The sequence below is a fragment of the Coleofasciculus sp. E1-EBD-02 genome, assembly GCF_040218245.1.
GTDB lineage: Bacteria > Cyanobacteriota > Cyanobacteriia > Cyanobacteriales > Coleofasciculaceae > Coleofasciculus.
Window position 1 is genome coordinate 1 of record NZ_JAVJQN010000070.1, and the last position, 24122, is coordinate 24122.

Annotated in this window: 28 protein-coding genes and 1 riboswitch; of the genes, 16 read left to right on the plus strand and 12 right to left on the minus strand. The window is 46.0% G+C overall.

Going from position 1 to position 24122, the window contains the following annotated elements:
- Both RIC07_RS12010 and RIC07_RS12015 read right to left on the minus strand, forming a co-directional pair.
- Positions 1 to 495, minus strand: a 495-nt coding sequence (locus RIC07_RS12010) for an RRXRR domain-containing protein (RefSeq protein ID WP_446394738.1), incomplete at its 3' end; no start/stop codon positions are given.
- Positions 496 to 800: 305 nt separating this feature from the next.
- Entirely contained in the window at positions 801 to 1097 is a 297-nt protein-coding gene (locus RIC07_RS12015; protein ID WP_006103659.1) for a hypothetical protein, read from the minus strand.
- Between RIC07_RS12015 and RIC07_RS12020 the strand changes: the two genes are divergently transcribed.
- Entirely contained in the window at positions 1097 to 1303 is a 207-nt protein-coding gene (locus RIC07_RS12020; RefSeq protein ID WP_446394739.1) for a hypothetical protein, read from the plus strand. The two genes, RIC07_RS12015 and RIC07_RS12020, sit on opposite strands and share 1 nt — an antisense overlap.
- Positions 1304 to 1324: 21 nt before the next feature.
- Here the strand turns inward: RIC07_RS12020 and RIC07_RS12025 are convergent, their stop codons facing one another.
- Both RIC07_RS12025 and RIC07_RS12030 read right to left on the minus strand, forming a co-directional pair.
- Positions 1325 to 2392, minus strand: coding sequence for an ABC transporter permease (locus tag RIC07_RS12025; protein ID WP_446394740.1), 1068 nt, complete (start codon positions 2390 to 2392; stop codon positions 1325 to 1327).
- Between the two features lie 50 nt (positions 2393 to 2442).
- Positions 2443 to 2961, minus strand: coding sequence for an adenine phosphoribosyltransferase (locus RIC07_RS12030; protein WP_446394780.1), 519 nt, complete (start codon positions 2959 to 2961; stop codon positions 2443 to 2445).
- 621 nt (positions 2962 to 3582) lie between these two features.
- Between RIC07_RS12030 and iscB the strand changes: the two genes are divergently transcribed.
- From iscB to RIC07_RS12045, 3 genes are all read left to right on the plus strand, one after another.
- Complete coding sequence (gene iscB, locus RIC07_RS12035; protein ID WP_446394781.1) at positions 3583 to 4320, plus strand: RNA-guided endonuclease IscB; 738 nt, start codon at positions 3583 to 3585, stop codon at positions 4318 to 4320.
- A gap of 44 nt (positions 4321 to 4364) precedes the next feature.
- Positions 4365 to 4991 (plus strand): DUF3038 domain-containing protein, encoded by a 627-nt coding sequence (locus RIC07_RS12040; RefSeq protein WP_446394741.1) that lies wholly within the window; start codon positions 4365 to 4367, stop codon positions 4989 to 4991.
- Between the two features lie 79 nt (positions 4992 to 5070).
- Positions 5071 to 6510, plus strand: a complete 1440-nt coding sequence (locus RIC07_RS12045) for a DUF4335 domain-containing protein (RefSeq protein ID WP_446394742.1) — start codon at positions 5071 to 5073, stop codon at positions 6508 to 6510.
- Positions 6511 to 6688: 178 nt separating this feature from the next.
- Here RIC07_RS12045 and RIC07_RS12050 read toward each other — a convergent pair whose 3' ends face one another.
- Together RIC07_RS12050 and RIC07_RS12055 are read right to left on the minus strand one after the other, a co-directional pair.
- Positions 6689 to 9964 carry an efflux RND transporter permease subunit gene (locus RIC07_RS12050; RefSeq protein ID WP_446394743.1) on the minus strand — a complete coding sequence of 1092 codons (3276 nt, stop codon included), beginning with the start codon at positions 9962 to 9964 and terminating at the stop codon, positions 6689 to 6691.
- 176 nt (positions 9965 to 10140) lie between these two features.
- Positions 10141 to 10401 carry a DUF2281 domain-containing protein gene (locus RIC07_RS12055; protein ID WP_446394744.1) on the minus strand — a complete coding sequence of 87 codons (261 nt, stop codon included), beginning with the start codon at positions 10399 to 10401 and terminating at the stop codon, positions 10141 to 10143.
- Between the two features lie 723 nt (positions 10402 to 11124).
- Here RIC07_RS12055 and RIC07_RS12060 point away from each other — a divergent pair.
- Positions 11125 to 11703, plus strand: a complete 579-nt coding sequence (locus RIC07_RS12060; RefSeq protein WP_446394745.1) for a Uma2 family endonuclease — start codon at positions 11125 to 11127, stop codon at positions 11701 to 11703.
- A 273-nt stretch (positions 11704 to 11976) separates the two neighbouring features.
- Here RIC07_RS12060 and RIC07_RS12065 read toward each other — a convergent pair whose 3' ends face one another.
- Both RIC07_RS12065 and RIC07_RS12070 read right to left on the minus strand, forming a co-directional pair.
- On the minus strand, positions 11977 to 12207 hold the full coding sequence (locus RIC07_RS12065) for a hypothetical protein (RefSeq protein ID WP_446394746.1): 231 nt from the start codon (positions 12205 to 12207) through the stop codon (positions 11977 to 11979).
- Between the two features lie 360 nt (positions 12208 to 12567).
- Positions 12568 to 13041, minus strand: coding sequence for a TspO/MBR family protein (locus RIC07_RS12070; protein WP_446394747.1), 474 nt, complete (start codon positions 13039 to 13041; stop codon positions 12568 to 12570).
- 151 nt (positions 13042 to 13192) lie between these two features.
- A riboswitch (cobalamin riboswitch) is annotated at positions 13193 to 13339 on the plus strand.
- On the opposite strand from RIC07_RS12070, the gene RIC07_RS12075 reads away from it, so the two are divergent.
- The 9 genes from RIC07_RS12075 (at position 13314) to RIC07_RS12115 (ending at position 20868) form a co-directional block, all read left to right on the plus strand.
- The gene (locus RIC07_RS12075; protein WP_446394748.1) at positions 13314 to 13457 is read left to right on the plus strand and encodes a hypothetical protein; all 144 of its coding nucleotides are present in this window, start codon (positions 13314 to 13316) and stop codon (positions 13455 to 13457) included. (Overlaps the previous riboswitch by 26 nt.)
- Positions 13458 to 13862: 405 nt before the next feature.
- The gene (locus RIC07_RS12080; protein WP_446394749.1) at positions 13863 to 14621 is read left to right on the plus strand and encodes an energy-coupling factor ABC transporter permease; all 759 of its coding nucleotides are present in this window, start codon (positions 13863 to 13865) and stop codon (positions 14619 to 14621) included.
- Between the two features lie 9 nt (positions 14622 to 14630).
- Positions 14631 to 14915, plus strand: a complete 285-nt coding sequence (locus tag RIC07_RS12085; RefSeq protein ID WP_446394782.1) for an energy-coupling factor ABC transporter substrate-binding protein — start codon at positions 14631 to 14633, stop codon at positions 14913 to 14915.
- A gap of 22 nt (positions 14916 to 14937) precedes the next feature.
- Positions 14938 to 15825, plus strand: coding sequence for a cobalt ECF transporter T component CbiQ (cbiQ, locus tag RIC07_RS12090; protein ID WP_446394750.1), 888 nt, complete (start codon positions 14938 to 14940; stop codon positions 15823 to 15825).
- Positions 15826 to 15834: 9 nt separating this feature from the next.
- Positions 15835 to 16692, plus strand: coding sequence for an energy-coupling factor ABC transporter ATP-binding protein (locus tag RIC07_RS12095; RefSeq protein ID WP_446394751.1), 858 nt, complete (start codon positions 15835 to 15837; stop codon positions 16690 to 16692).
- Between the two features lie 160 nt (positions 16693 to 16852).
- Entirely contained in the window at positions 16853 to 17242 is a 390-nt protein-coding gene (locus tag RIC07_RS12100; RefSeq protein WP_446394752.1) for a DUF1636 family protein, read from the plus strand.
- A 12-nt stretch (positions 17243 to 17254) separates the two neighbouring features.
- Positions 17255 to 18289, plus strand: coding sequence for a cobalamin biosynthesis protein CobW (cobW, locus tag RIC07_RS12105; protein ID WP_446394753.1), 1035 nt, complete (start codon positions 17255 to 17257; stop codon positions 18287 to 18289).
- Between the two features lie 24 nt (positions 18290 to 18313).
- Positions 18314 to 20152, plus strand: coding sequence for an N-acetylmuramoyl-L-alanine amidase (locus tag RIC07_RS12110; protein WP_446394754.1), 1839 nt, complete (start codon positions 18314 to 18316; stop codon positions 20150 to 20152).
- Between the two features lie 248 nt (positions 20153 to 20400).
- Positions 20401 to 20868, plus strand: coding sequence for a DNA phosphorothioation-associated protein 4 (locus RIC07_RS12115; RefSeq protein WP_446343089.1), 468 nt, complete (start codon positions 20401 to 20403; stop codon positions 20866 to 20868).
- A gap of 108 nt (positions 20869 to 20976) precedes the next feature.
- On the opposite strand, the gene RIC07_RS12120 is transcribed toward RIC07_RS12115, so the two are convergent.
- Both RIC07_RS12120 and RIC07_RS12125 read right to left on the minus strand, forming a co-directional pair.
- Entirely contained in the window at positions 20977 to 21570 is a 594-nt protein-coding gene (locus RIC07_RS12120; RefSeq protein ID WP_446394755.1) for a Uma2 family endonuclease, read from the minus strand.
- 74 nt (positions 21571 to 21644) lie between these two features.
- Entirely contained in the window at positions 21645 to 22238 is a 594-nt protein-coding gene (locus RIC07_RS12125; protein ID WP_446394756.1) for a Uma2 family endonuclease, read from the minus strand.
- Positions 22239 to 22516: 278 nt separating this feature from the next.
- On the opposite strand from RIC07_RS12125, the gene RIC07_RS12130 reads away from it, so the two are divergent.
- Positions 22517 to 22735: a hypothetical protein gene (locus RIC07_RS12130; protein ID WP_446394784.1), complete on the plus strand. Its 219-nt coding sequence runs from the start codon at positions 22517 to 22519 to the stop codon at positions 22733 to 22735.
- Positions 22714 to 22983 carry a hypothetical protein gene (locus RIC07_RS12135; RefSeq protein ID WP_446394757.1) on the plus strand — a complete coding sequence of 90 codons (270 nt, stop codon included), beginning with the start codon at positions 22714 to 22716 and terminating at the stop codon, positions 22981 to 22983. The genes RIC07_RS12130 and RIC07_RS12135 overlap by 22 nt, the downstream gene beginning before the upstream one ends.
- Positions 22984 to 23072: 89 nt before the next feature.
- Here RIC07_RS12135 and RIC07_RS12140 read toward each other — a convergent pair whose 3' ends face one another.
- Both RIC07_RS12140 and RIC07_RS12145 read right to left on the minus strand, forming a co-directional pair.
- Positions 23073 to 23357, minus strand: a complete 285-nt coding sequence (locus RIC07_RS12140) for a hypothetical protein (protein ID WP_446394758.1) — start codon at positions 23355 to 23357, stop codon at positions 23073 to 23075.
- An 81-nt stretch (positions 23358 to 23438) separates the two neighbouring features.
- Positions 23439 to 23954, minus strand: coding sequence for a MerR family transcriptional regulator (locus tag RIC07_RS12145; protein ID WP_446367585.1), 516 nt, complete (start codon positions 23952 to 23954; stop codon positions 23439 to 23441).
- Between the last annotated feature and the right edge of the window lie 168 nt (positions 23955 to 24122).

The following is a 24122-nucleotide window of genomic DNA, read 5'->3' on the forward strand; positions in this document are numbered from 1 at the left end:
CTGTCTATTGGCTCGAATTGAGGGAGGTAGTTTGGCTTGCTTGCGATTCTCAAACCGCTTTTGACGATGACACCGCTCAGAGTAGGGTAACTTTCGGTTAATCCGTCTCCCTCTCCTTGACCTACGCATAACCCGCCGTAACTCCATCCGTTCTTTGACCGTTTTGAACGGCAAGACTAGATGCCCCATCCAGAGAGTAAAACGGCTTGATTGAACCCCAATACCTGAATAGCCTTTGCCAGGATCTATACCTATGGCTATCGGCTGAGTATCCTCCTCTGTTTCAACACCTCGGCTTCGCTCGGTGTTGACCCTGAATTTCGACAGGCTCAATTGCCGCGAAGCCGAAGGGTCAAAGGTTAGCTGAATAGCAAAGCAGTCTAAGTCGTTGTGTACGATTTTGGCTTTACTTTCTTTTAACCAACGTCTAGCACGGCTAGGCTTGGTTGGTATTAAGGGCTTGCCTGACTTTGATAAAACTGGTACTCGTAACATGGAGATAATCCTCACGAGTGAGTGTATAGTCCCTTCCCGCATCTAAACCAAGATGTCCTAACTGAATAGCGACTCGACAAAAAGTCTTAAAGATAACTTGGACTAGGGAAGTATCCAAGAGTTTGTACTAGGTTTAGACTCTGTGCGGTATTCAACGGTTTAAATTGCCGTTTGTCCGGCAATCCCTACGCTCTACGTCAGTAGCGTAGGGTTGTTGAACTAAAGATAGAATTTGGCGTAATCTTGACTTAATTTATTTTCAGAATCTGGGCAGAATACTTATCCTTAGACGTAAGACATTGATGTCACCCCCCATAAGATAGAAACTCTATTTTGGGAATCAAAGGGTCTTGTACAATCCCGACCCCATGAAATCCCCAGCGTTGGAGTAATCCTTTTAACTGGGTTCCGGAAACCGACTCAACGGCAAAGCGATCGCTCAGATCAGCCGCATGGCTATTCAGATAGCTGAGAGCTTCAAACCGTTCGCGAAACATCAATAAGTAACCTGCCCCCATCTCACGATCCCTAGCATTAGGCTGGGCGACGAGATAGCGACCATCAACTCTGGAAAGAATTAAGTAATAGATTTGGCTAAACATTGGTCATTGGTCATTGGTCATTGGTCATTGGTCATTGGTCATTGGTCATTGGTCATTGGTCATTGGTCATTGGTCATTGGTCATTGGTCATTGGTCATTGGTCATTGGTCATTGGTCATTCCTTCTGTAGAGGCGGGTTTCACGACTATCCTTTTTTTCTCCACCCAGATGGGGCTAAACCCGCCCCTAAACCTACCCCTAATTGATAGGTTTGACTTCCGATTCAATTATTTGAGATTTTCGAGGCGAATGCGCGGGTCAACAAATTTGAGTAGCAAATCAGCCAGTAAGTTACCGACAATCAGCATCACCGCCGCCATCATCAAGGCTGCCATCACCAGATAGGTATCTTTAGCCGTGACCGCTTGTAATGTCAATCGCCCTAAACCGGGCCAATTAAAGAAAAATTCAGCAATAAATGCACCACTTAACAAGCTAGCAAATTCAAAACCCAGGATAGTGATTAGGGGATTAATGGCATTCCGTAAGGCATGGACATAGATGACTCGATTTTCCGGAAGTCCCTTGGCACGGGCTGTTTGGATATAATCTTGCCGCAAAACATCCAACATTGCCCCGCGTGTAATCCGTTGAAGTCCAGCAAAACTGGTGATCGAGAGGGCAAGGGTGGGTAAAATCATGTGCCATCCAATATCCAGGACTTTACCAATGGGAGACAAATCGGCATGATTAATACTGGTCATGCCACCCACCGGAAACAGCGGTGAGGTGTATTGGGCGATAATCAGCAGCACCAAAGCAGTAATAAAGCTAGGAAAGCCTTGACCGGTATAGCTAATCACCTGTAAAGCGCGATCGCTAAAGCGGCTTTGCTTGACAGCGGCAATAATTCCTAGCGGAATCGCGATCGCCCAAGTGATGATAATCGAAGAAATAGCAAGCAATAATGTGGCAGGGATACGTTCCCAGAGTAGGGATGATACGGAACGATTAGGATAAAGAACACTTTCACCAAAGTCTCCTTTAGTAAATACTCTCCATAGCCAAAGCCCATACTGTACATGGGCAGGTTTATCCCAGCCAAATTGTACTCTGAGTTGCTCAATGCTTTCCGGCGTTCTTTTCGGATCTAACCGATAAGTGTCCAAAATATTTCCCGGAGTCAATTGCATAATGGCAAAACTGAGCGCTGATGCCAGCAATAAGGTCAATAAAGCTTGCAGGAGACGTTTGACGATGTAGAGAAACGTCTCACTGGTGACAATCCGTAGAAACCCCGTCCATGCCTCATCTAAGCCCTGACGAGTTGAAGAATCCTGTGTTGAAGAAGTCATGGGTGTTTTGTTTGAATTGAAGAACGGAACCAATCACCAATCACTACTGCCTAATACTCAACCAAGTTAACAATCGGTACATCAGGCAGCTTTTGACGCCCCTGTAAATCCCTTAGTTCGATGATAAAACTAAAGCCCACCAGTTCACAGCCAATCGTTTGCACCAGCTTGGCAGTCGCGGCAGCAGTGCCTCCAGTAGCGATTAAATCATCGGCAATCAGAATACGGCAACCGGAATCAAAGGCATCTTGATGAACTTCTAAGCGATCCATACCATATTCGAGTTCATACTCAATGGTATGGACAGCGGCGGGAAGTTTACCGGGTTTACGCACAGGGATAAACCCAGCGCCGAGTTGATAAGCGAGAGGAGGACCAAAAATAAAGCCACGGGATTCGATACCAACCACATAATCTGGTGTGAGTCCTGCCTGTTTACAGGTTTGAGCCAAGAGGTCAATCGTGTAGCGTAGTCCCTCTGGGTGGCGCAGCAGGGGGGTGATATCCCGAAATACGATTCCAGGTTTGGGAAAATCCGGGATATCCCGAATCAGCGACTTTAAATCCATAGGTAGATAAGCTTCTTGAGCAAAGGGTTTAACAATTGAATCAAGGCAGGAGACCGATTGTGAATTATTGTGCCATGATCGCATCGGAAAGGGTGGGTCAGTGAGTTGCCATTGGCTACCAGCCAAATCGTACACTAGAAGTTCAGAGGTTGAACGATGAGGAGATAAGCTATTCCGGACACTGTCTAGCCAATACCCATAATTCTGGGCGGCGATCCAATCCAGCCACCATTCAATGATGACAATTGCTCAATTTTGGTCAACGGCACAAATGCTGAGATAAAAAAGTCAGGTATTCCACATAATCTCTAATTTAATTGGAAATTATTTCTGTATAGAAGACAAGTTCAACTACAATCGCTACTTAGATTCAGTCAGGAACCCCACAGCTACAAGCTGGGGGCTTGGAATTTAGCCCATACCTGACCAGAAGACCAGAGTAATCTGGTAGCCGTTATGGGGAAGCGTTAAAGTTCCGACCTACGGGTGCGTGCCAGCCTGTAGCTCTCGAAATCCAGCATTAAACAGGTGTACAAGGGTTAAGCCAGTGTGTTGGATAAAGTACCGCCCAATAACCACTTCGAGGCAAACTTTACCCTGGAAACAGGAGATAATCAACTCATGTTTGTTCTAGTTGTAGACAAAAACAGAAAACCTCTCAACCCATGTCATCCGGCACGGGCAAGGAAGTTTCTCAAAGAAGGAAAAGCCGTCGTACTGCGACGCTATCCATTTACCATCATGCTCAAAAATGTGGAGGAGGATTGTGATAATCAACAAGAGTATCGACTCAAGTTAGATCCTGGTAGCAGGACAACGGGTATTTCTATCCTCAAGGACAACACAATAATTTGGGCAGCCGAATTAAATCATCGCGGCTACTCAATTAAACAGTCCCTAGAGTCTCGCCGCGCCCTACGGCGAGGGAGACGGAATCGACATACCCGTTATCGTAAGCCCCGATTCAACAATCGTAATCGCGCCTATGGTTGGCTGGCTCCTAGTCTCCAGCATCGAGTAGACACCACAGGTCATGGTACTCGGAAGGTGTGTCGCACTGACAAGTACGGCTTTCCTGTACGTTATGTCCCTAGGAGCAAATTTGTTCATGGTTTTCAGACTGGTGATATCGTCAAAGCGATTGTCACTAAAGGCAAAAAGATAGGAACTTACATGGGTCGTATTGCTGTACGAACTACAGGTAGTTTCAACATTGCAACACCCAATGGCTTAGTCCAAGGCATTAGCCACAAATATTGCAGTCGTGTACAAGGGAAGGATGGATACCAATACACTTTCTCTCGGAAGTCCTGTCGGACTGCTGTTTATGTAAGGGGACGAATTCCTCCCCATACATAAATGACAGGGGTTTCCATTCGTTCCCTTACCAACCCCAATTTTCAATGATTCTTTCTGTAAGCGTAATGCCGACAAACAGTCCTGATGCCCCATCTCATCCCGTTATTTTAGATAATTTACCCGATCCTGGTATCTCAGATCGGGGATGCCCGTCGCGAAGTCGGCAGCAGATTGACCTGATTTTACTTGCCATTGAAGCGCTGGAACTGGGGGGGTCTGAGGCGATGCTGCTCGTCGCTAAACAGCTAGAACTACAGGATATTATCAACAATCGTGTGGTTCTTTGGCGTCTACGCTGCACTAATCCCTTACGACGCTCTCACACGCGCCGCCCGCTGAACCTAGAAGAAGCGAAAGCCTTGGTAATTATCGCCAGTTATTTGGCTCGCCGGATGACGGTTGTAATTCGCCAACTGCTTCTGGCTTACGAACAACTGAGTCAAAAGCAGGTTCCCATCGAACAACATTTTCGCTTGTCCTCCTATCTAGAGCGGTTCCGGGCGCATTTCCGCAGCCGGATGAACCCACGACGGGCAAAAGTTTCTATCTACAATACCGATGAAAAGTTAAATGAGCTAGCATTGTCGCTGTTAGCGCAGTTGCTGTTTTGTACAGGAACCTCTGGTATGCAGCGATTTTGGATCAGTTTGTTTGATGGAGAAGTTGGATGAACGATCTGATGAAATGGTCGCTCCGTAGATGTCAACTATCGGCATTGGCTATAATATTGGGTTCCATAAGGAAAAAACGATGACAATTCGACGCCAGTACAGTTTGCCCAACTGTACGCTGATCCTAGAGGGATTAAGTGATACAACCACAGGGGGAGATCAGCTTGATACTCGCCCACTGATGACGATTCTGGTTAATGCAGAATGCCGTTTTATGGGTCAGCCGCAACCCATTAGCGGCGGACGAGATTTTTTTGAGAACCTAGTTCAGTCGGTCAGTCGGTATGCTCAAGAATTTTTGAGTCATGTCCCTCACCCCCAACTTGATGGCGCTAAACCGCCTTTAGTGCAGTTACAATCACTTCCGGATAAAAACTTGCACCGTTTAAAGGTGGGACAACCCGCCGAGGCACTTTCGGGTGTTCCTGCTGATGCCCATAGCGCATCTGGGACGGCTGGGGGAGGGATGGATGGTCAAAACCCTGTACAACTGGATTTAACCACGGTACAGTTATTTGATTTAGTTGAGGCGATCGATCAGTTCCAGGCGGATCAGCGCACGTTGCCCGAGCTAACTGTACCCTTACAAGCGATTTCCCGACGGTATCGCCAAGCTGACAAATCCGTCGCCCAAAGAAGCGCACCTGCTGCGATCGGGGTGACGAGTTTAGCGGTAGTGGGGTTGGCATTGTTCTTTGTACCCGTTCCAGAAGTGCGTCCGCCCAAGCCAGCTTCTGAGTCGGAGGTTTCGGAAACAACCTCCCCAACTCCAGATAGCCCCGATCAGGTGACGCCAACTCCCACCTCAAGTCCCCCTTCGGCGGCTGAACTGGAAGACGAATTAACCGACACTCAAGAGATTACGAATCCCACGGAGTTGAGTTATTTGAAGCGTTATCTGTACAGAGAACTTGATCAAGAATGGGATAACCGGGAAGGGTTAAGTCAGAATTTAGAGTATCAGGTTACGGTTGGCGGAGACGGAGATATTATTGGGTATAAGCCGATTGAGGATACGCCTATTGATAGTGCAGAAAACACGCCTTTACCGGAGTTGAGCTATATTCCTACAGAAGGCGGTACAGCAACTCGCGAAACCTTTGCTTTATTCCGGGTGGTATTTACCCCAGGTGGTGTGTTGCAAGTCAGCCCTTGGCAAGGCTATCAGGAAGAACCTGGTTTAGGACCAGAAATCACCGATCGCAGGTTACTCAGAGGATTAAATAATCAACTCTACAACACGTTAGACGAACGGTGGGAAGGAACATCGTTATCACGAAGACCATTAAATTACCGAGTGGCTGTCACCGAAGATGGCACGATCGCGGACTACGAACCGACCAATCAACCCGCTTGGGATTATGTAGCGGAAACACCGTTGGCAGAATTAGCTGACCCAGAAGCGGCTGGTATTGGCAGTGGGGAAACCGGATTTGTTCCCGACCAACCCTTAGCTCAGTTTCAGGTGGTGTTTAAGCCGAATGGTGTGCTGGAAGTTAGTCCCTTACGGGGATTCTGATGAGATGAGGGAGTAGTTCATAAGAATCAAGCTGGGCGGTTTAAACCGCAGCTACACAGACCAAACCCGCCTTCGCGGGTTATAACAATTATAATTTTCTACTATCTCCCATATCTCCATTTGACTTCCCATGATTGGAGACGTTCCAGCGGAACGTCTCTACTGCTAACGGCTATTACTACACTGATGCTCTAGTCTTATCCCGGTTTTCTGTTCCCTGGTTCTTTTTCCCTGTTCTTACCCTGGCTCCTTTTTTACGATTCTTATCCCCAAAACTATCATGAAGCAACGTATAGAAACAGGGAATAATAAATAACGTTAATCCCGTTGCTAGTGATAATCCCGAAAACACAACCACACCTAACGGTTGTAAAAACTCTGACCCTTTGCCAATGCCTAATGCTAAAGGAAACAAGCCTAAAACTGTGGTAATTGTGGTCATCAAAATTGGTCGCAAACGTTGCGGTGCGGCTTGCAAAATGGCGGTTTTGCGGTCAACTTTTTCCCGGTAATAAATTTGATTGGCAAACTCCACCATCACGATCGCGTTATTCACCACAATCCCTACCAGCAGTACCGCCCCCACCAGAACCGTTGCGCCCATGGCGGTTTGGGTGACATAGAGTCCCAAAATTCCCCCGGCTAAGGCGAGGGGTACAGTCAGCATAATCACCAAGGGGTCAATTAGGGAATTATACTGCACCGCCATCACCACAAACACCATAAACGCGGCTAATCCTCCCAGCATTTTCAGGGAATTTTGGAGTTGCTGATTGGTTTCACTGGCGGAACTGGGTAAAATAGAAACCCCCTCCGGTAAATCTAATTCAGCTAATACCGCATTGGTTTCCGCTAACGCCTCACTCAGCGTTGCACCTTCATTTAGTGTCCCTGCAATTAAGAACACCTGGCGCTGATTAATCCGCTGAATTTCACCTGGCGCTTGTCCTTGATCAATTGCGGCGACATCCCCCAATTTTATTTGGCGATTATTATTGGTAAATAGGGGTAACTCTTTGATCTGAGACACACGCTGAATCGCCGCTTGATCAAGCTGTACCCGCACATCCACCAAGCGATCGCCCCGTTGTAACTGTGTCGATACCGAACCTGCGATCGCGGTTTGGATGGTATCCCCAATTTCCTGTGCAGTTAAACCCAATTGGGCGACTCGTTCCCAGTCGGGACGAATCTGAATTTCGGGTTGGCGATCATCTGCATCGGGGCGAAATCGGGCTAAGGTTGCGCGTTCATCTAACGCTTTTAAGACTTGACGCCCACCTGCTTCTAATTGCTGTGTATTGGTTCCTTGTAAGCCAATATCTAAATCCGCCCCACGAACGGGTGAATTACTTAAAATAATCCCCCGCACTTCACCCGGGCTGAGGCGCAGACGAGTTTGGACTAAATTTAATGTCTGCAATTCCTGATTGACTCGTCCAATAAATGTCTCGACATTACTATCTGATTTCAGCGCAATTGTACTCGTCCCTCGTAACAGGTTTTCTGAGGTATTTCCACCAAACAAAAACCCGCCGGATGTAGTAAACGCATACTCAGTTTCTGGCTGCGCCAAGAGAATATCATCCACCGCCATCATCACTTGGCGATTTTGTTCTAGAGTAGTTCCTGGTGGAAATTGGGCAAACATCCGGGCTTGTCCGGTATCAATTCGGGGCAGAATTTCTTGGGGAATTTGACTGGCTAAGGCTAAACTTCCGCCGCCTAGAATTAAAACAGCCAGGGCGATGACTAAAATACGATACCGCAGCACCCGCGCTAGAAACCCTTGGTAACTCCGAGTTGCGGCTGCAAAGCGACGATTAAAGGCTTGCAATAGCCAAAATCGATTTAAACCACTGGATCGAGGAATGGCTAATAGGCGAGAAGACAGCATGGGGACGACTGTCAACGCCACAACTAACGACGCAGCGACAGCAAAACTAATCGTTAAAATTAATTCACTAAACAGGAGGGAGAAAAAGCCACCAATGAGTAAAAAAGGTAGAACAGCGACTAAGTTGGTACTGGTGGAGGCTATCAGCGCTGATTCGACATCTTGAGAACATTGTTCAGCTTGAGAAATGATGGATTGAGACGGGGTGGGTTGAGTTCCGTTATCGGTTTTCTCCGCAACCTTATCGGTTAAAGCTGTTCCTACACCTGGATTATCAGACACACCCACCGCGATCGTTTCTAGCATAACGATCGCATTATCCACGACAATCCCTACACCTAACGCCAATCCCCCTAAACTAAACACATTTAGGGATAAGCCAAATAATTTCATTAAAATCACAGCGGCTAGGGTGGCGAGAGGAATGGCGATGACAATAATTAAAGTTTGCCGCAATGAACCCAAGAACAACAAAACGGCAAACGCGGCTAATGTTGCTCCCACTAACCCCGCACTGGTTACATTGGCAATAGAATTTTGGATAAAAATAGATTCATCCAACGTCGCTACTAATTCAATATCCTCTGTAATTAAACCGGATTGCCGTAGCTGTTCAATGCGTTTTTTCACTCCATTGACCACTTCAATCGTATTCGCATCCGGTTGTTTCTGAATACTAACTTTAACTGCTGGTTCTCCATTCAGAAAGACAAATACCCGTCTATCTTCCGTCCCATCAATTACCTCAGCAAAATCGCGCAGATAGACCCGACGAGACAGATTGGTGGCGTCGGTATCGTCTATTTCAAAGGACAAATTCCGCAGTTCTGCCGCATCCTGGAAACGTCCCATCGTTCGCGTCAAAGGTTCCGACTCTTCCCCCCGTAGTCGTCCCCCGGCTACATCTTGATTCCGTTCATCTAGGGCATCAAGGACATCGGTTAATCCTAATCCTAATCGCTGTAAACGATTCGGATCAATCAGCACTCGAACCTCTTCGCTCACTCCGCCAGACACATCCACCGAGGCGACGCCAGGAACCACACTTAGTTCACGGCTAAGTTCTTCATCGGCAAAAACGCGCAAATCTACGTCTTTTAGGGATGAAGATTTTAGGGCTAATTCATAAACGGGTAATTGAGACGGGTCAAACTTAAATAAACGCGGTTCTTCGATAATTTCGGGTAAATTTGATTGAGCGCGATTATACGCCGCTGTTGCATCATTTAGCGCCTGGTCAATATCACCGCCGGGTCGAAAAAACAGGTCTAAACTAATTCGTCCCTCGCGAGTTTGGGAGAAGACTTGGATAACGCCCTCCGTCGCACTTAATCCTTGTTCCAAGGGTTTAGTAATTTCCTCAACCGCCACCTCTGGGGAGATACCGGGCGCTCCTAAACGTAAGCCAATCCGGGGATAGGTAATCGAGGGTAATAAATCGACCTGAATCTGGAGAATAAAGAATATCCCCAGCACAATAACGGCTAGGGTTAAGACGAGGGTACCGATATGGCGGCGAATCGCGATCGCACTAATACTGAGTTTGTCATTTGTCATTTGTCAAAACACTGATTTCACGGATTTATTTGAGAGATTGGGGTGGGGAGGTGAGAGGGGAATGACACTGATTTCACGGATTTATTTGAGAGGTTGGGGGTGGAAAGGTGAGAGGGTGTTGACAGGGATTTTACTCAAAGGATGGTTTTCTTTCATTTATTATTAATCGTATCTGGTTAAGTTATGACTCCCTGCTTTCGATACTTAGTCAGCACAAGTTGTTGATAGTTACTGGTTGGTTGATGAGGAGAAACCTCTAGGTGATCGACCGACTCAAACCATTGTCGCCATGCTTTTTTTACATCACTGTTGGGTTTATCTGTAGCCGTGCTGTGTTGTTGCTTGTACCTCAAAAAGTCAATAAAGTCGCTGACTTCCTGTAAAAGTGGCTCCGGCAATTGTTGCAATTTGGCAATGGTGGTTTCGCGAATCGTCATCAGAATTCCCTCGTCCAAAAATTCCCCGTGCTAGTCTTTGACCATTACATTATAGGAGTAGCAACCGTTATTCTGGAGGCGTCAAGCAGCAGCCGTCGGTCAGAATTGGAGGACTTATGGCAGGATTTCAAGGAAATGGGCGAGAGGTTGCCTAGGGTCATCCTATGCCCCTACTGCTACAATCAAAGCAATCTTGAACAATCTTGGTTGTCAGGAACCCCACGCCTAAAGGCGGGGGCTTGATTCAAGCCCATACCTGACCAGCCTAAGTTCTTAGCGAACTACGTTAACGGCAAGTGCCAAACGTCCTACCTTGGGGTGCGTGCCAGCCCTGAGCTGCTAGAATCTCAGCATTAAACAGGTGTATAGGGTTAAGCCAGTGTGTTGAGAAAGTGCCGACCGTTAACATTGGCGAGGCAAACATTACCCCGGAAACGGGAGGGGCATAAGCCCAATCAAGCAACCCTTATGCGTACAGATTAAAAGCACGAGTCTGTAATTGCCCAGACTTTCATGTGAACGCAATACATCGAACGTCAGCAAGTCAATCCAAGGCGGTAGGGGTTTCCATTCAAATATGCAGTCGTGTACACAAGGGAAATGGATACCAACAGCTTCTCAAAGGAAGTCCTGTCGGACTGCTGTTTATGTAAGAGGGCGAATTCCTGCCCATACATAAATGACAGGGGTTTCCATTCGCCCCCTTACCAACCCCAATTTCCGATGATAGCCACTCCCCAACAATCACCCAAAATGAGCTTTGAGGACTATCTCGAATGGGAATCTCAGCAAGAGATTCGCTATGAATATGTCAAGGGTGAAGTCTTTGCCATGACAGGTGGTACGATTCCTCATAACGATATTGCTCTCAATCTCTACAGAGCCTTGTATCCTCATCTGCGTTCCAGAGGTTGTCGGGTCAATGTCTCAGACGTGAAGGTGCAAGTGAGTCCGAAGAGCATTTACTACTATCCTGATGTTATCGTCAGTTGCGACCCTGAAGACCTTAACGCTCGCAAGTTTATTCAAAACCCTAAACTTATTGTAGAAGTTCTCTCGCCTGGTACAAGTGCTAAGGATAGAGGGGAAAAATTCGCTTACTATTTGACAATTGCCAGTTTGCAAGAGTATATCTTGATTGACTCGGAAACAATCTCTGTCGAACGTTACTCTCGCGGAGAGGGAAGAATGTGGCTTTACTATCCTTATCAAGCGGGAGATACTATCACTCTATCCAGCATTGAATTTGAATTTCCGATTGAATTGCTTTATGAAGGTGTCGTCTTTGAAATAGACGAATAAACGCACACCTGATGGATGATGCTAGCTGTAACAACTAAATCTTGCCCTGAAACAGAATAGAACAATCCTCTTGCCGTATGAGTAGTAACTGTGACAGTTCAGCTATCTCAGCCAGACTTCCTACAACTCACCCGCATTGTTCAGAATTTACCTGACTTTGCCAATGTGCGCGAATTCTACTCAAGATGTGAGGCATAACCAGTTTGTTACAATCAAGGTAATTCCCATCCTCACATTACCGCCAATGCAAATTATCCTAGAAGTCCCCCTTTTTTAATCCCCGTCTCCAGCATCACCTCTAGGCGGAGTTGTCTCATCGATAGGTAAAAATAACTCGTCTTCGATGCGCGATCGCACTTCTTCCATGGTATTGGCATTTATACTAATATTGTAGCTATGAAAATAATTACGCCATGCCGCTTCTTTTAAACCTTCAAGTGGATAAGTTTGAAAAGCATTAATAGTCAAGTCAGGTTCATGCAGTAACTCACGACTTTTGAACAATAAGATTTACCCAATAGAGCTAATCCCAGCTTGCCATCCGGCATTTACCTAGAACTCTTTCTAATACTTCTGGTCAGCTCAATTTGTTTAGTCTTCTTAGGTAAAAATAAGTAAATACTTTCACTATGCAATAATCAGACTATTTCAGCTAAGGTGGGCAAGAATCCAAAAACCTTAAAAGCGGCTATCTAAAACTTGATACCTCTTGCCCACCCTACAGCTCTTTTCACGGGAAGCGAAGGGTCAATTCGGGGCGGGTTTAGTCACATCTGGGTGTCACCAAAAAGATAGTAGTGAAACCCGCCCCTACAGGATAAACCCAGGTGATATATTCTCAATTAAATACACTTCAATCCATACTTATTCCGCTTGCGGATTCAGTCGAATCATTGCCCAAGTCGTGTAGGTTCCAATCGGACTCCAAATAATATAAGGCAACAGTAAAACCGATGCCCAAACTGAGATAGAATAAACTAAAAGTGCCAAAATAATACTCAATATAGCCCCTGTCCCCCCAATCATCGTACCCACCTTGAGACTGCGAAGTCGGCACATTACTGGCGTATAGGCAATTGTTACTATTTCCAATAGCAAATATAACCCCAAAACCAGCCAGGTTTGAGAACTCCCAGGATTACGTTCCCATACCATATAAGCTGACCATCCTCCACAAATAAAAACCACCGTCCAGATGAAAGGAATCGCCGGCTCAAATGTCAACCATCGGGGACGGCGCAGGCGGTTGAACCATCGGACATCATCGGACGTTAACCAGTTACCCGCAAACGCTACGACTAAGGTTACAGCCCCAATTACCATCCAGGATTTAATCATTTCTTCCCCGGTTACAATCCCACGATATTAGGTGATTATGCCTAGTTTGATAGATTTAGCTAATCACCTCTATAAAACAAGCTTATCGTTTTAGGTCAGGTTTTGGAGTCAGCAGGAAATCACACGGTAGTTATGGGTGAACCGACATGGTAGAGTATTAGTCTGAGTCGGTTCTAATGGGGAGCAGCCATTAGAGGTAACGGGGAAAGTTCGGTGTAAATCCGGCGCTGTCCCGCAACTGTAATGAAATTCGTTAGGATTTCTGAGTCAGAATGCCCGCCGATGTGGACGAAACGTTAACATTTATCTGCGAGGTACGGATGGTGCATAGTCTCAATTTGTCACAATTAGAATGGCTGAAGCGATCGCTACAGAACGCCCTGATGCCAGAGGAACGATTCGATAAACTGAGGTGACTCGAATTTGAACGCATGACTAATAGGTTGAGATCGGATGTTCCTTTCCGTCTAATTAGAACTCCATCGCTAGAGAGTTACAGATTCAGAGTTATCTCATCTCAAGCTATTCATAACCTGTAAATCAACGACTAGGGACGGTATACTTGGGCGGATTTTTGTCAAAAATGCTGTTTGGGGAATTGCCCTCGGTTTGATACACAGTGTTCTCACCTGGAATGCGATCAAATTATCAGAAAAATACCGAGGTGCGTTACGCTACGCTAACACACGATGGCGTCGTGGCACAGCTAAAATGGTTGATTAGCATCTTCTGGGGCGCAAGGCTTGCGCCCATTCTAACAGTAAAATCTATCCCACAATTTTAGCTTTGTCAGTCCACTACGAATAGAGGTAATTTTGTCAATGAAGCGAAAAAAACGGACAATCAATCTAGTCTTAATTGCTGGATTAAGTTTGGGCTTAATCGTCTTTACCCCGCAACCCGCCTTTGCTATGCATATCATGGAAGGTTTCTTACCCGCAGGTTGGGCAATTTTTTGGTGGGTTGTCTTTCTACCCTTTTTTATTCTCGGACTACGTTCAATCACACAAATCTCCCAGCAAAACCCAGAATTGAAATTGCTGCTAGCGCTATCCGGTGCCTTTGCTTTTGTCTTATCCGCCTTAAAAATACCGTCGGTAACCGGAAGTTCCTCCCATCCCACAGGAACAGGATTGGGCGCGGTGTTGTTTGGTCCATTAACGATGAGTGTATTGGGGAGTTTAGTTCTCCTGTTTCAAGCCCTATTGTTGGCACATGGCGGTTTAACAACCTTGGGGGCAAATGCATTTTCTATGGCAGTTGTCGGACCCTTTATCGCCTATGGCACTTATCGTTTAATTATGCAAGTGAGTGGGGCGCATAAAGTCGCTATTTTTTTCGCCGCTGCTTTGGCGAATTTGATGACTTATATCGTTACATCTGTTCAGTTAGCGCTGGCATTTCCCGCCGCAACTGGGGGAATTATGGCTTCATTTCTCAAGTTTGCCGGAATTTTCGCGGTAACTCAAATTCCCCTGGCAATTAGTGAAGGATTGTTAACTGTGTTGGTGTGGAACTGGCTAATGTCCTACAGTCGTGAAGAATTAGCTGTATTGAATTTAGTTAAAGGAGAGTCTTAAACGGTGAAAATGGAAAAAACAGGGTGGAATAATTGGGTATTGGTATTGGGAGTCGTTGTTCTCGCCATTGTACCACTGTTACTCATTCGGGACTCGGAATTTGGTGGGGCTGATGGTGAAGCCGAAGCTGTAATTGGTGAAGTGAAACCTGACTATGAACCTTGGTTTGACCCATTAATCGAACCGCCTGGTGGTGAAACGGAATCTCTGTTATTTGTTTCCCAGGGGGCAATTGGTGCAGGAATTGTCGGCTTTGTTATTGGACGATACAAAGGGCGATCAGAACGGAATTAACAGTCTGACTAAATCAACAAACATGACTCTGGAAATTGATGCGATCGCGTACCGGAATCGTCTGCGTTATCTTCCCCCCGCCCAGAAATTGGGCTTTGCATTAATGGTGTTGTTTATTGCTCTTTTGAGCCATGCACCGACGCAATTTCTGATTATTCTATGGATGGGGATATGGACAATCGGTTATGCCGGAATTCGCTGGCAAGTTTACTTGCGATTAATCGCCCTAGCGTCTCTCTTCTTACTCATGAGTTTACCCACTTTAATCGTGAATATCGCCCCCACAACTCACATTGAGGTTACCACAATGGATCAATGGGGTGGCATTAATCTGGGTTCCTGGTATCTTTATATCAGTCGCAGCGGGAGTCAACAAGCTGGCGTGGTGTTCATGCGATCGCTGGCTTGTGTGTCTTGTCTGTTTTTTATTCTTTGTACTGTCCCTTTTATCGAAATTGTGCAGACGATGCAATGGCTAAATGTACCAGTTATTCTCACGGATATCCTGCTACTAATGTATCGCTTTGTCTTTATCCTGCTTAAAACGGCAAAGGAGTTAAAATTGGCACAACAGGCGCGAAATGGCTATCGCACTTGGCGTTTAACCCTGCATAGTTTAGGACTCCTGGTGGGACAATTATTTTTGCGGACATTACAATGCTATCATCAATTTTCCCTGGGATTGGCAGCACGAGGCTTTACTGGGGAATTTCCGGTTGGCTTACTCCATCACTATCGCTATTCTAAGCGCTATGCAGTGGAAGCCGTTTTAGGTTGTGGGGGATTATTAGGCGTTGAATTTGTCATTCGTCATTCGTTGTTTGTCATTCGTCATTCGTCATTTGTTGTTTATTCCCTGTTGCCTATTCTCTATTCCATTGATTCATCTATATATTTAAAACTAAAATAGGATTGCTATATGGGCGAAAAAATGTTAGAGTTTCAAGATATAAATTATACCTATCCGGGTGGACAGAAACCAGCGCTGAATGGACTAAACTCATCCATTCCGGCTACAAAAAAAAATGCTTTGCTGGGTCAAAATGGGTCGGGTAAATCAACCCTATTATTCTTAGCCGATGGACTCCTAAAACCCCAGCAGGGACAAATCCGCTGGGCAAGGGAACGATTAAACTATGACCGCCATTCCCTGAATCAGTGGCGACAAAAAATCGGACTAGCGTTTCAAGATCCAGAACAACAATTAGTCGCCGGAACGGTAGCCGAGGATATTGCTTATGGGTTGTATACTCTAAAGTTATCTCAGGCAGAAATAAAGCAGCGGCTTGGACAAACCTTAGCCGAATTTGGCTTGCAAGATTTAGCCAACCACCCCTTACATCACCTCAGTTTAGGACAAAAACGACGAGTTGCGCTAGCAGGGGTAATGGCACGACAACCTGAACTATTATTATTAGATGAGCCAACAGCTTATTTAGATAGCGTGCAAACGGGCAATCTCCTGGAGGAGTTAGAACGGATTCACGCCGCTGGAACCACTCTAGTGATTGCTACCCATGATTTAAGCTTTGCCTATCAATGGGCAGATTGGATTGTGATTTTACATGAAGGACAACTGATTATGTCAGGAGAAGCACAAGATATTTTTAGCCAAGGCAATAGGTTAGCTGAATTACACCTGGCTGTCCCCATTTTATGGGAGGTTTGGCAGGTATTAGTGTCAAATCTATCCTTACCCAATACGATGCCGTTCCCGAAAACAATTCGTCACCTGGAAGAACAGTTACGCGATTGGAATAAACCCTCTCAACCCTAACTACAACCTCTAATGAAAATGCTAAGTAGTCGGACAAAAGAAAACGTCACTGTACTAAGTTTTGTAAACAAAGCTCAAACCCTTACAAATGACGAATGACGAATGACGATCTTCACCGTTCACTTTAAGTATGTCCACCTACTTATATGACTGAATCAACATGAATCAACACACGTTATTTGTTTGTACAACCTGCGCCAGCACTTGGCAAGATGGCAAGCGAGTTGGTCAAAGTGGTGGAGAAAAACTGCTAGAACCCTTGCAGGAACTCCACCAAAACTGGTCACTCCGGGATGAATTTAAACTTCAACCTGTTGAGTGTATGAGTGCTTGTAGTCGCCCTTGTGCGGTTTCTTTAGCTGCACCCTCTAAATACACGTATCTGTTTGGGGATTTACCCATAGATATAGAGACATTACCCGAAACAGCAGCAGCTATCCTAGACTGTGCCAGTCTGTACCATAGCCAACCCGATGGTTTATTGCCTTGGTCAAAACGACCTGAACCCCTAAAAAAAGGCATCTTAGCACGAATTCCACCCTTATCCTGAGGTTAAATAATCATGCATAAAATTCCCGTAACTGTAATTACTGGTTTTCTCGGTTCTGGCAAAACCACGTTGATGCGCCATTTACTACAAAACAACCAAGGACGTAAAATAGCGGTTCTGGTGAATGAGTTTGGCGAAGTGGGTATTGATGGCGAGTTATTGCGTTCCTGCCAAATTTGCGATGAGGAGGACAATCCCAACGATAATATTGTCGAACTGACCAATGGCTGCCTGTGCTGCACCGTTCAGGAAGAATTCTACCCCACCATGCAGCAACTCTTGCAACGGCGCGATCGCATCGATTGTATGCTAATTGAAACCTCTGGATTAGCCTTACCCAAACCCTTAGTTCAAGCCTTCCGTTGGACTCCCATTCGCAACGGTGCTACCGTGGATGGAGTAATTACGGTGGTCGATTGTCAGGCGTTAGCCGCCGGAACCTTAGTCGGTGACATTAATGCCTTAGAAGCCCAACGCCAAGCTGACCCCAATTTAGACCATGAAACCCCGATAGAGGAACTCTTTGAAGACCAATTGGCTTGTGCGGATTTAGTCTTGCTGACGAAAATTGATTTAGTCGATCAGGCGACGCTGACTCGGATCAAAGACTGGTTACAGGATCAATTACCCACGGGAGTTAAGGTTGTCCCTTGTGATCAGGGACAGATTCAGCCGGAACTCTTACTCGGTTTTAACGCCGCCGTTGAGGATAATTTAGATAGCCGTCCCAGTCATCATGATACCGAGGACGACCACGACCATGATGATGAGATTAATTCCGTCCAATTTATATCCGATCAACCCTTTGAACCCAAAACCCTAATCGCCAAACTGCAACAACTCGTGCAACAGCAGGAGATTTACCGGATCAAAGGCTTTGTGTCTGTACCCAATAAACCCATGCGTCTAGTCTTGCAAGGAGTCGGCAATCGCTTCGATTCATTCTATGATCGACTGTGGCACAACGGCGAATCTCGCCAAACTCGATTAGTGCTAATTGGACGTAAACTAGACCAGGCTGACATTGAGCAAGCAATTGGCAGTTAAACGATTAATCGTGAGGGTAGGGGAATGAGGAAAATTCAGTGGCTACTGCTACTTATTAGCTTCTGGAGTACGTTTCTGGTTTCATTACCCGCAGAAGCCGCCAGACTTCTGCTGTGGCGATTTGATGCGAGTCAAAATCAACTGGAATTTACCACAGATGGTAGCGTTCAACCCACAGCCCAACTGATTCCTAATCCCCTACGCCTGGTTATCGATTTACCCGGTACGACGTTGGGACGCCCCAGCGTCAGCCAGCCTGTAGGGGGAGGGATTCGCGAAATTAGGGTGGGACAGTTTGACCGCCAGACGACGCGGATTGTGGTAGAAATTGCACCGGGTTATACTATAGACCCGCAACAGATTCAGTTTCGTGGGGCGTCACCGAGACAGTGGTTTGTACAACTTCCTGAACCGCAGCGGATCAACGCACCCGCACCTCGTCCCCTACCGCCGACAACTCCTCCCCCCCAACCCGTACCTCGTCCCACACCACCGGAACCCTCTCCTGAGACAACCGAGTCAAGTGTGCAACTTGATCCGATTCAGGTGACACGGGATGGGTTTTTCATTCGCACCAATGACGGGGAAGCCAAAGAGATTCAGGTGGAACGAAGTCGCGATCGCGAAACCATTGAGTTTGAGGTGGACGGAATTACCCTACCCCCAGACTTACTGAATCAAACGGTGTCGGTGAATCGCTATGGGGTTAGCCAAATTCAATTGTCCCAATCGTCGGGTTCATCCCCAACTCGGATCACGTTAAACGTGAATCGCGAGAGTCCCGACTGGCAGATGAATTATAGCTCCGTTGGCGGTTTGGTATTATTACCCAGAGGAGTTTCGGCGTCGCAGCTTGATGGCTTATCGCCGCGACGATCTGATCGGGAACCGACGGCGGCTACATCTCTCGCCACCATTGAATCAGTGCAAATCGCCCAAAATGGCACTCAATTATTAATCCGGGCGAATGGACGGATTCGGGCGCGGGGAAATTGGAATCCCAGCGCCAACCAGTTCCAAATTACCATCCCAGATGCTCAACTGGCTGACCGAATTCAAGGACCTCAGCTAGGCGTGAATAGTCCGTTATCCCAGGTGAGACTACGCCAGCCTGATTCGCGTACTGTGGTGATTGTAGTTCAACCGGATCGAAATACCCAGATTGGCGAACTCAATCAACCCAGCGATCAACTCTTAGCCCTATCCCTGCGACAGAGGAGAGTCACTTCACCGCCAACAGGTTCGCTTCCCGTACCGCCACCGGAACGATTACCGCCAGAGATTTCACCGCCTCCGACTGTATTTCCTGGAGTTCGCAATAGTCGCGTTGTGGTGATGCTTGATCCGGGACATGGGGGCAAAGATCCCGGCGCTGTGGGGATTGGTGGCTTGCAGGAGAAGAACGTAATTTTGCCCATTTCTCTCCAAGTTGCGGCACTTTTAGAACAACAGGGTGTGCAAACGATATTAACGCGATCGGATGACCGATTTATTAGCCTGAGAGGGCGAGTTCAACTGGCGGAACAAACGAATGTTGACCTATTTGTCAGTATTCACGCCAATGCAATTAGCCTGAGTCGTCCCGATGTGAATGGCGTGGAAACCTATTATTACAGAAATGGACGAGGACTAGCTGAAGCCATCCAAAACAGTCTATTACAGAGTACCGGAATGCGGAATCGCGGCGTGAAACGAGGCAGATTTTTTGTCATCCGACGCACCTCTATGCCTTCTGCATTAGTGGAAGTGGGGTTTGTCACCGGGGCTGAGGATGCGCCAAGACTTGCCACACCAGAATTTCGCAGCCAAATTGCCCAGGCGATCGCACGGGGTATTTTACTCTACATTCAGCAAACCCAGTAGGGTGGTGGCTGGGGGAGCTTGTAGAGACGTAGCATGCTACGTCTTTTCCCAGGGGAAGCAGGGGAAGCAGGGGAAGCAATGTTCCAGACGAGCCATGGAACGTCTGTGTGTAGGGGCGGGTTTAGGGACTAATATTGATTGTTATCCCTAGCTTGGCTGCAAAACCCGCCCCGACTAAATGACAAATGACGAATGACGAATGACGAATGACGAATGACAAATGACGAAAATAGGAGGATATCACGGGAATGGGTGTCAATCGCATCCGGATTGCCAAGGATCAAGCCGATTTAGTCAAAGCGTTAACCGCATCAACCGATACAACCGGACCCTTTCAAACGTATGCCGACGTTATCGCATTTGCGGCGGCGTTGGGAGTCAAGCGCAAGAAGCGATCGCCTCTGGGAACAATTGCCAAGAAAGAACCCGCACCGATTGGCTTAGAGATATTTGTGTCGAGGGGATATGACGCACTAATTAAACTCTTGGCGCTTGTCGAAACCAAAGATGCTAAAATTCTCTCCTCCTTTGACGCCAAAGCCGAGGAGGAAAGGATTCATATTTTTGAAGAATATGCTAATGGCGGCTTACAAATATTACGGGACGAGTTGCGGGGGGCGGTGGATTATTCGGAGCGATTATTATTAGTTTTGAATGCACAACGGTTTAAACAAGAGGTTCCTGACGACGATTTTGATTTGACCAGATTTCTATAACGGTTCCTAAATGCGTAGGGTTAACCCATACAAAGAGTGATGTAGGGGCGCAAGGCTTGCGCCTAAATAAAAAATGAGAAACGCTATAAAGTGGATTGAATTAGAAATTTAAGGATTCAGTATAACCGTTAAATCGAGGACAAATCCCGGTAACACATCTTCGCCTGAAAGTGTGGGTGGTGCATCAATAGAGAAATTGATTTGTTCTACATCAACGAATGGTCGATAAATTTCCACTAGGGGAGTTTTGGGATCAATTAGCCAACCTAAACGGGCACCATTCTCCCGGTACTCTAACATTTTGGCACGTAAACTTTGAAGCGAATCGCTTTCAGAACGAAGTTCGATGACAAAATCTGGACATAAGGGCGGAAAGCGTCGCCGTTGTTCGGGGGATAAGGCTTCCCATCGTTCCAGAATTACCCAGGATACATCGGGACAACGTTTGGCATTATTGGGTAATCGAAATTCAGTGGAAGAGTCAAAAACTTTTCCCAGTCGGGTTTGCTCGTTCCAATTGTAAACTTTAGCCGTCAAACCTGCATTACTAATGCCACTTTCTCCACCTGTTGGGGGCATAATCATTAATTCTCCATCAGCGGTAAGTTCTAAGCGCCATTGTTCATTTGCCACACAAAGTTGATAAAATTGTTCGTCGGTTAAGCCGACGGTAGGGGGTATGTTCAGGGTTAGAGTGTCCATTTTTGTTCCAGCCAACTGAATTAATACTATTATCAGCGATGTCCAGGGTAAAGTTATGCCTAATTCTGATCACTTTAAGGATTCAGTATTACCGTTAAATCGAGAACAAAACCCGGTAATACATCTTCCCCTGAAAGGGTAGGGGGTTCGTCAATAGAGAAATTGATCAGTTCGACATCAACGCCTGGTCGATAAATTTCCACTAGGGGAGTTTGAGGATCAATTAACCAACCTAAGCGGGCACCATTCTCCCGGTACTCTAACATTTTGGCACGTAAACTTTGAAGCGAATCGCTTTCAGAACGAAGTTCAATTACAAAGTCTGGACATAAGGGCGGAAAGCGTCGCCGTTGTTCGGGGGATAATGCTTCCCATCGTTCCAGAATTACCCAAGATACATCGGGACAACGTTTGGCATTATTGGGTAATCGAAACTCCGTGGACGAGTCAAAAACTTTTCCCAGCCGGGTTCGACGATTCCACAGATTCAAATCTGTGGTCAAATCGGCATTTCTGATGCCACTTTCTCCACCTGTTGGGGGCATAATCATTAATTCTCCATCAGCGGTAAGTTCTAAACGCCATTGTTCATTCGCCACACAAAGTTGATAAAATTGCTCGTCGGTTAAGCCGACGGTGGGAGGTACATTAAGAGTTAAAGTGTCCATTGCTGTGCTAGTCAACTGAATTAATTCTATTATCAGCGATGTCTAGGGCAAAGCACCATTTTATCCTTTTTACGGTGGATAATCGTCTCAGTTATACCACGCGATCGCTTTACGCAAATTTGCTGATGACAGAAAGAGACTTTATCGGTTAACAAAATGCATCAAACGACTATATGAAAGGCTTTTGTAAAGTGTGAGTAAAGACTTCGCGATCGCTAAATTCTTTGGGTGTCGAATGGGTAAACTAGGTAAAGACGTGTAAAAAATTGGATTGAACAATGACACAAAACTCTGGAAAAGGTGCAGCTTTCATTGGTGGAGGTGCAGCTATAGGTACAGGTGTTTCCGCCACTGTGGGTGGTATGGGATTAGTCGGAGGATTTGGCGGAGTGGCAATTGGGATGGCTCCTGTTGCGGCGGCTGGCGCTGTTGTGGGAACGGCGGTTGCTACAATATTCACAGCAACAATTGTGAAATGTTTGCCTGGTATGTCATGATCGGAAGGCGTTATTCCGGTCAAACTCAAGTCAATTCCCATAAAAAAATAGGAGCCAATGTTATTTCTCTAGTCCAACCTGTCTTAACGGTTCGCGGGATGAAGTACGTTCAGCTAGAACAAGCGATTATCAAAAAATTAAATGAAGACTTAGAGGCGGCTACAACAGCTAAATTAGAGGCAGAACAAGCCATGCGAGATGAGTTTTGGGAAAAGCGCGATTGCAAAAATATGAAAAGGTCTACATAGGTGCTTGTTTGAGGGCGTGATTGCTAAAATAATCATAGAATAAGACTGTCTAATTATGTAGAGTATATCTGTACATGGAGGACTTTAGATTAACGATTGAGACGGGGAGCATGTTTAAGCCGCTCAATCGTTTGCTTCGGTTCAAAAGCAATGGGATCAATACCAATAACAAACTTTGCCTCTTTTCTTTCAAAGGGACATAACCCACGACCTGTATCAAAAATGTGTGTATCTGATAGACCAATACCATAGTGCCAAAACGGATCAAACGGGTTTTGCCAGTTAAGAAGATAACCATATCGCTTGCTTGATGGATCAGCAATGCAATCAATCTCATTGATTACATTTTCAATCACTTCCGAGGATAGTGGCATATTTTAAGGCATACATTGAAGATGTTGTGTTTAATAGTATAGCGAGTAAATATAGCGGTCACTAGGTAGACTGATTGATTCTTAGGCTACATGGGTACAGTTGACTTTAGCCCTTTGCTTAAAACTGGCAAAATCTACAATTGGTGACGTTGCTGCGGCTTGCCATATCTCATTCACAATTTCCGACAAAGTAGGGATAACTAACAAAATATATTGACCCACATCTTTACCGTTATTTCCCGCTACTTTAATCGCCGATGGCATTTTTTCCGGAAAGTCTTGCCAATCCTGCTGAACCCAGAAAACCTGATCATCAATGACAATTAACTTTTTGTCCCTCAAACTATCGTCAAATCCACTGTCATCCAAGAAATTGATAATCTTTCTCACAGTCTGAAGCGAGATTTCCTTTCTCAGATGTTTGATTGCCCGAATCTCTAAAACCTGTTCCCAAGTGTAAATGACAGTAGGTTTTCGAGACTTGCCAATTCTGGTGGGGATTACCAGCCCAGACCTTTCCAGGTATTGCAGGCGATTAGAAGTCGTGCCTGTCAATTCTAGTGTTTCGCGTCTTGTGAACCCTTGGATAACACTCATTCCATCCACATCACCCTAAATGTATTACTTTAACTTAAAATTAAAATACGTTGAATTTACATTTGCTGCTATTGTAAGTCTATTAAGGAGGATAATGTAGCTGAGTAGCAAATAACCAGCCTTTGGGCGGCAAACACTGCCTCAAAGGTTAAACCGTTCGCAGCGTAA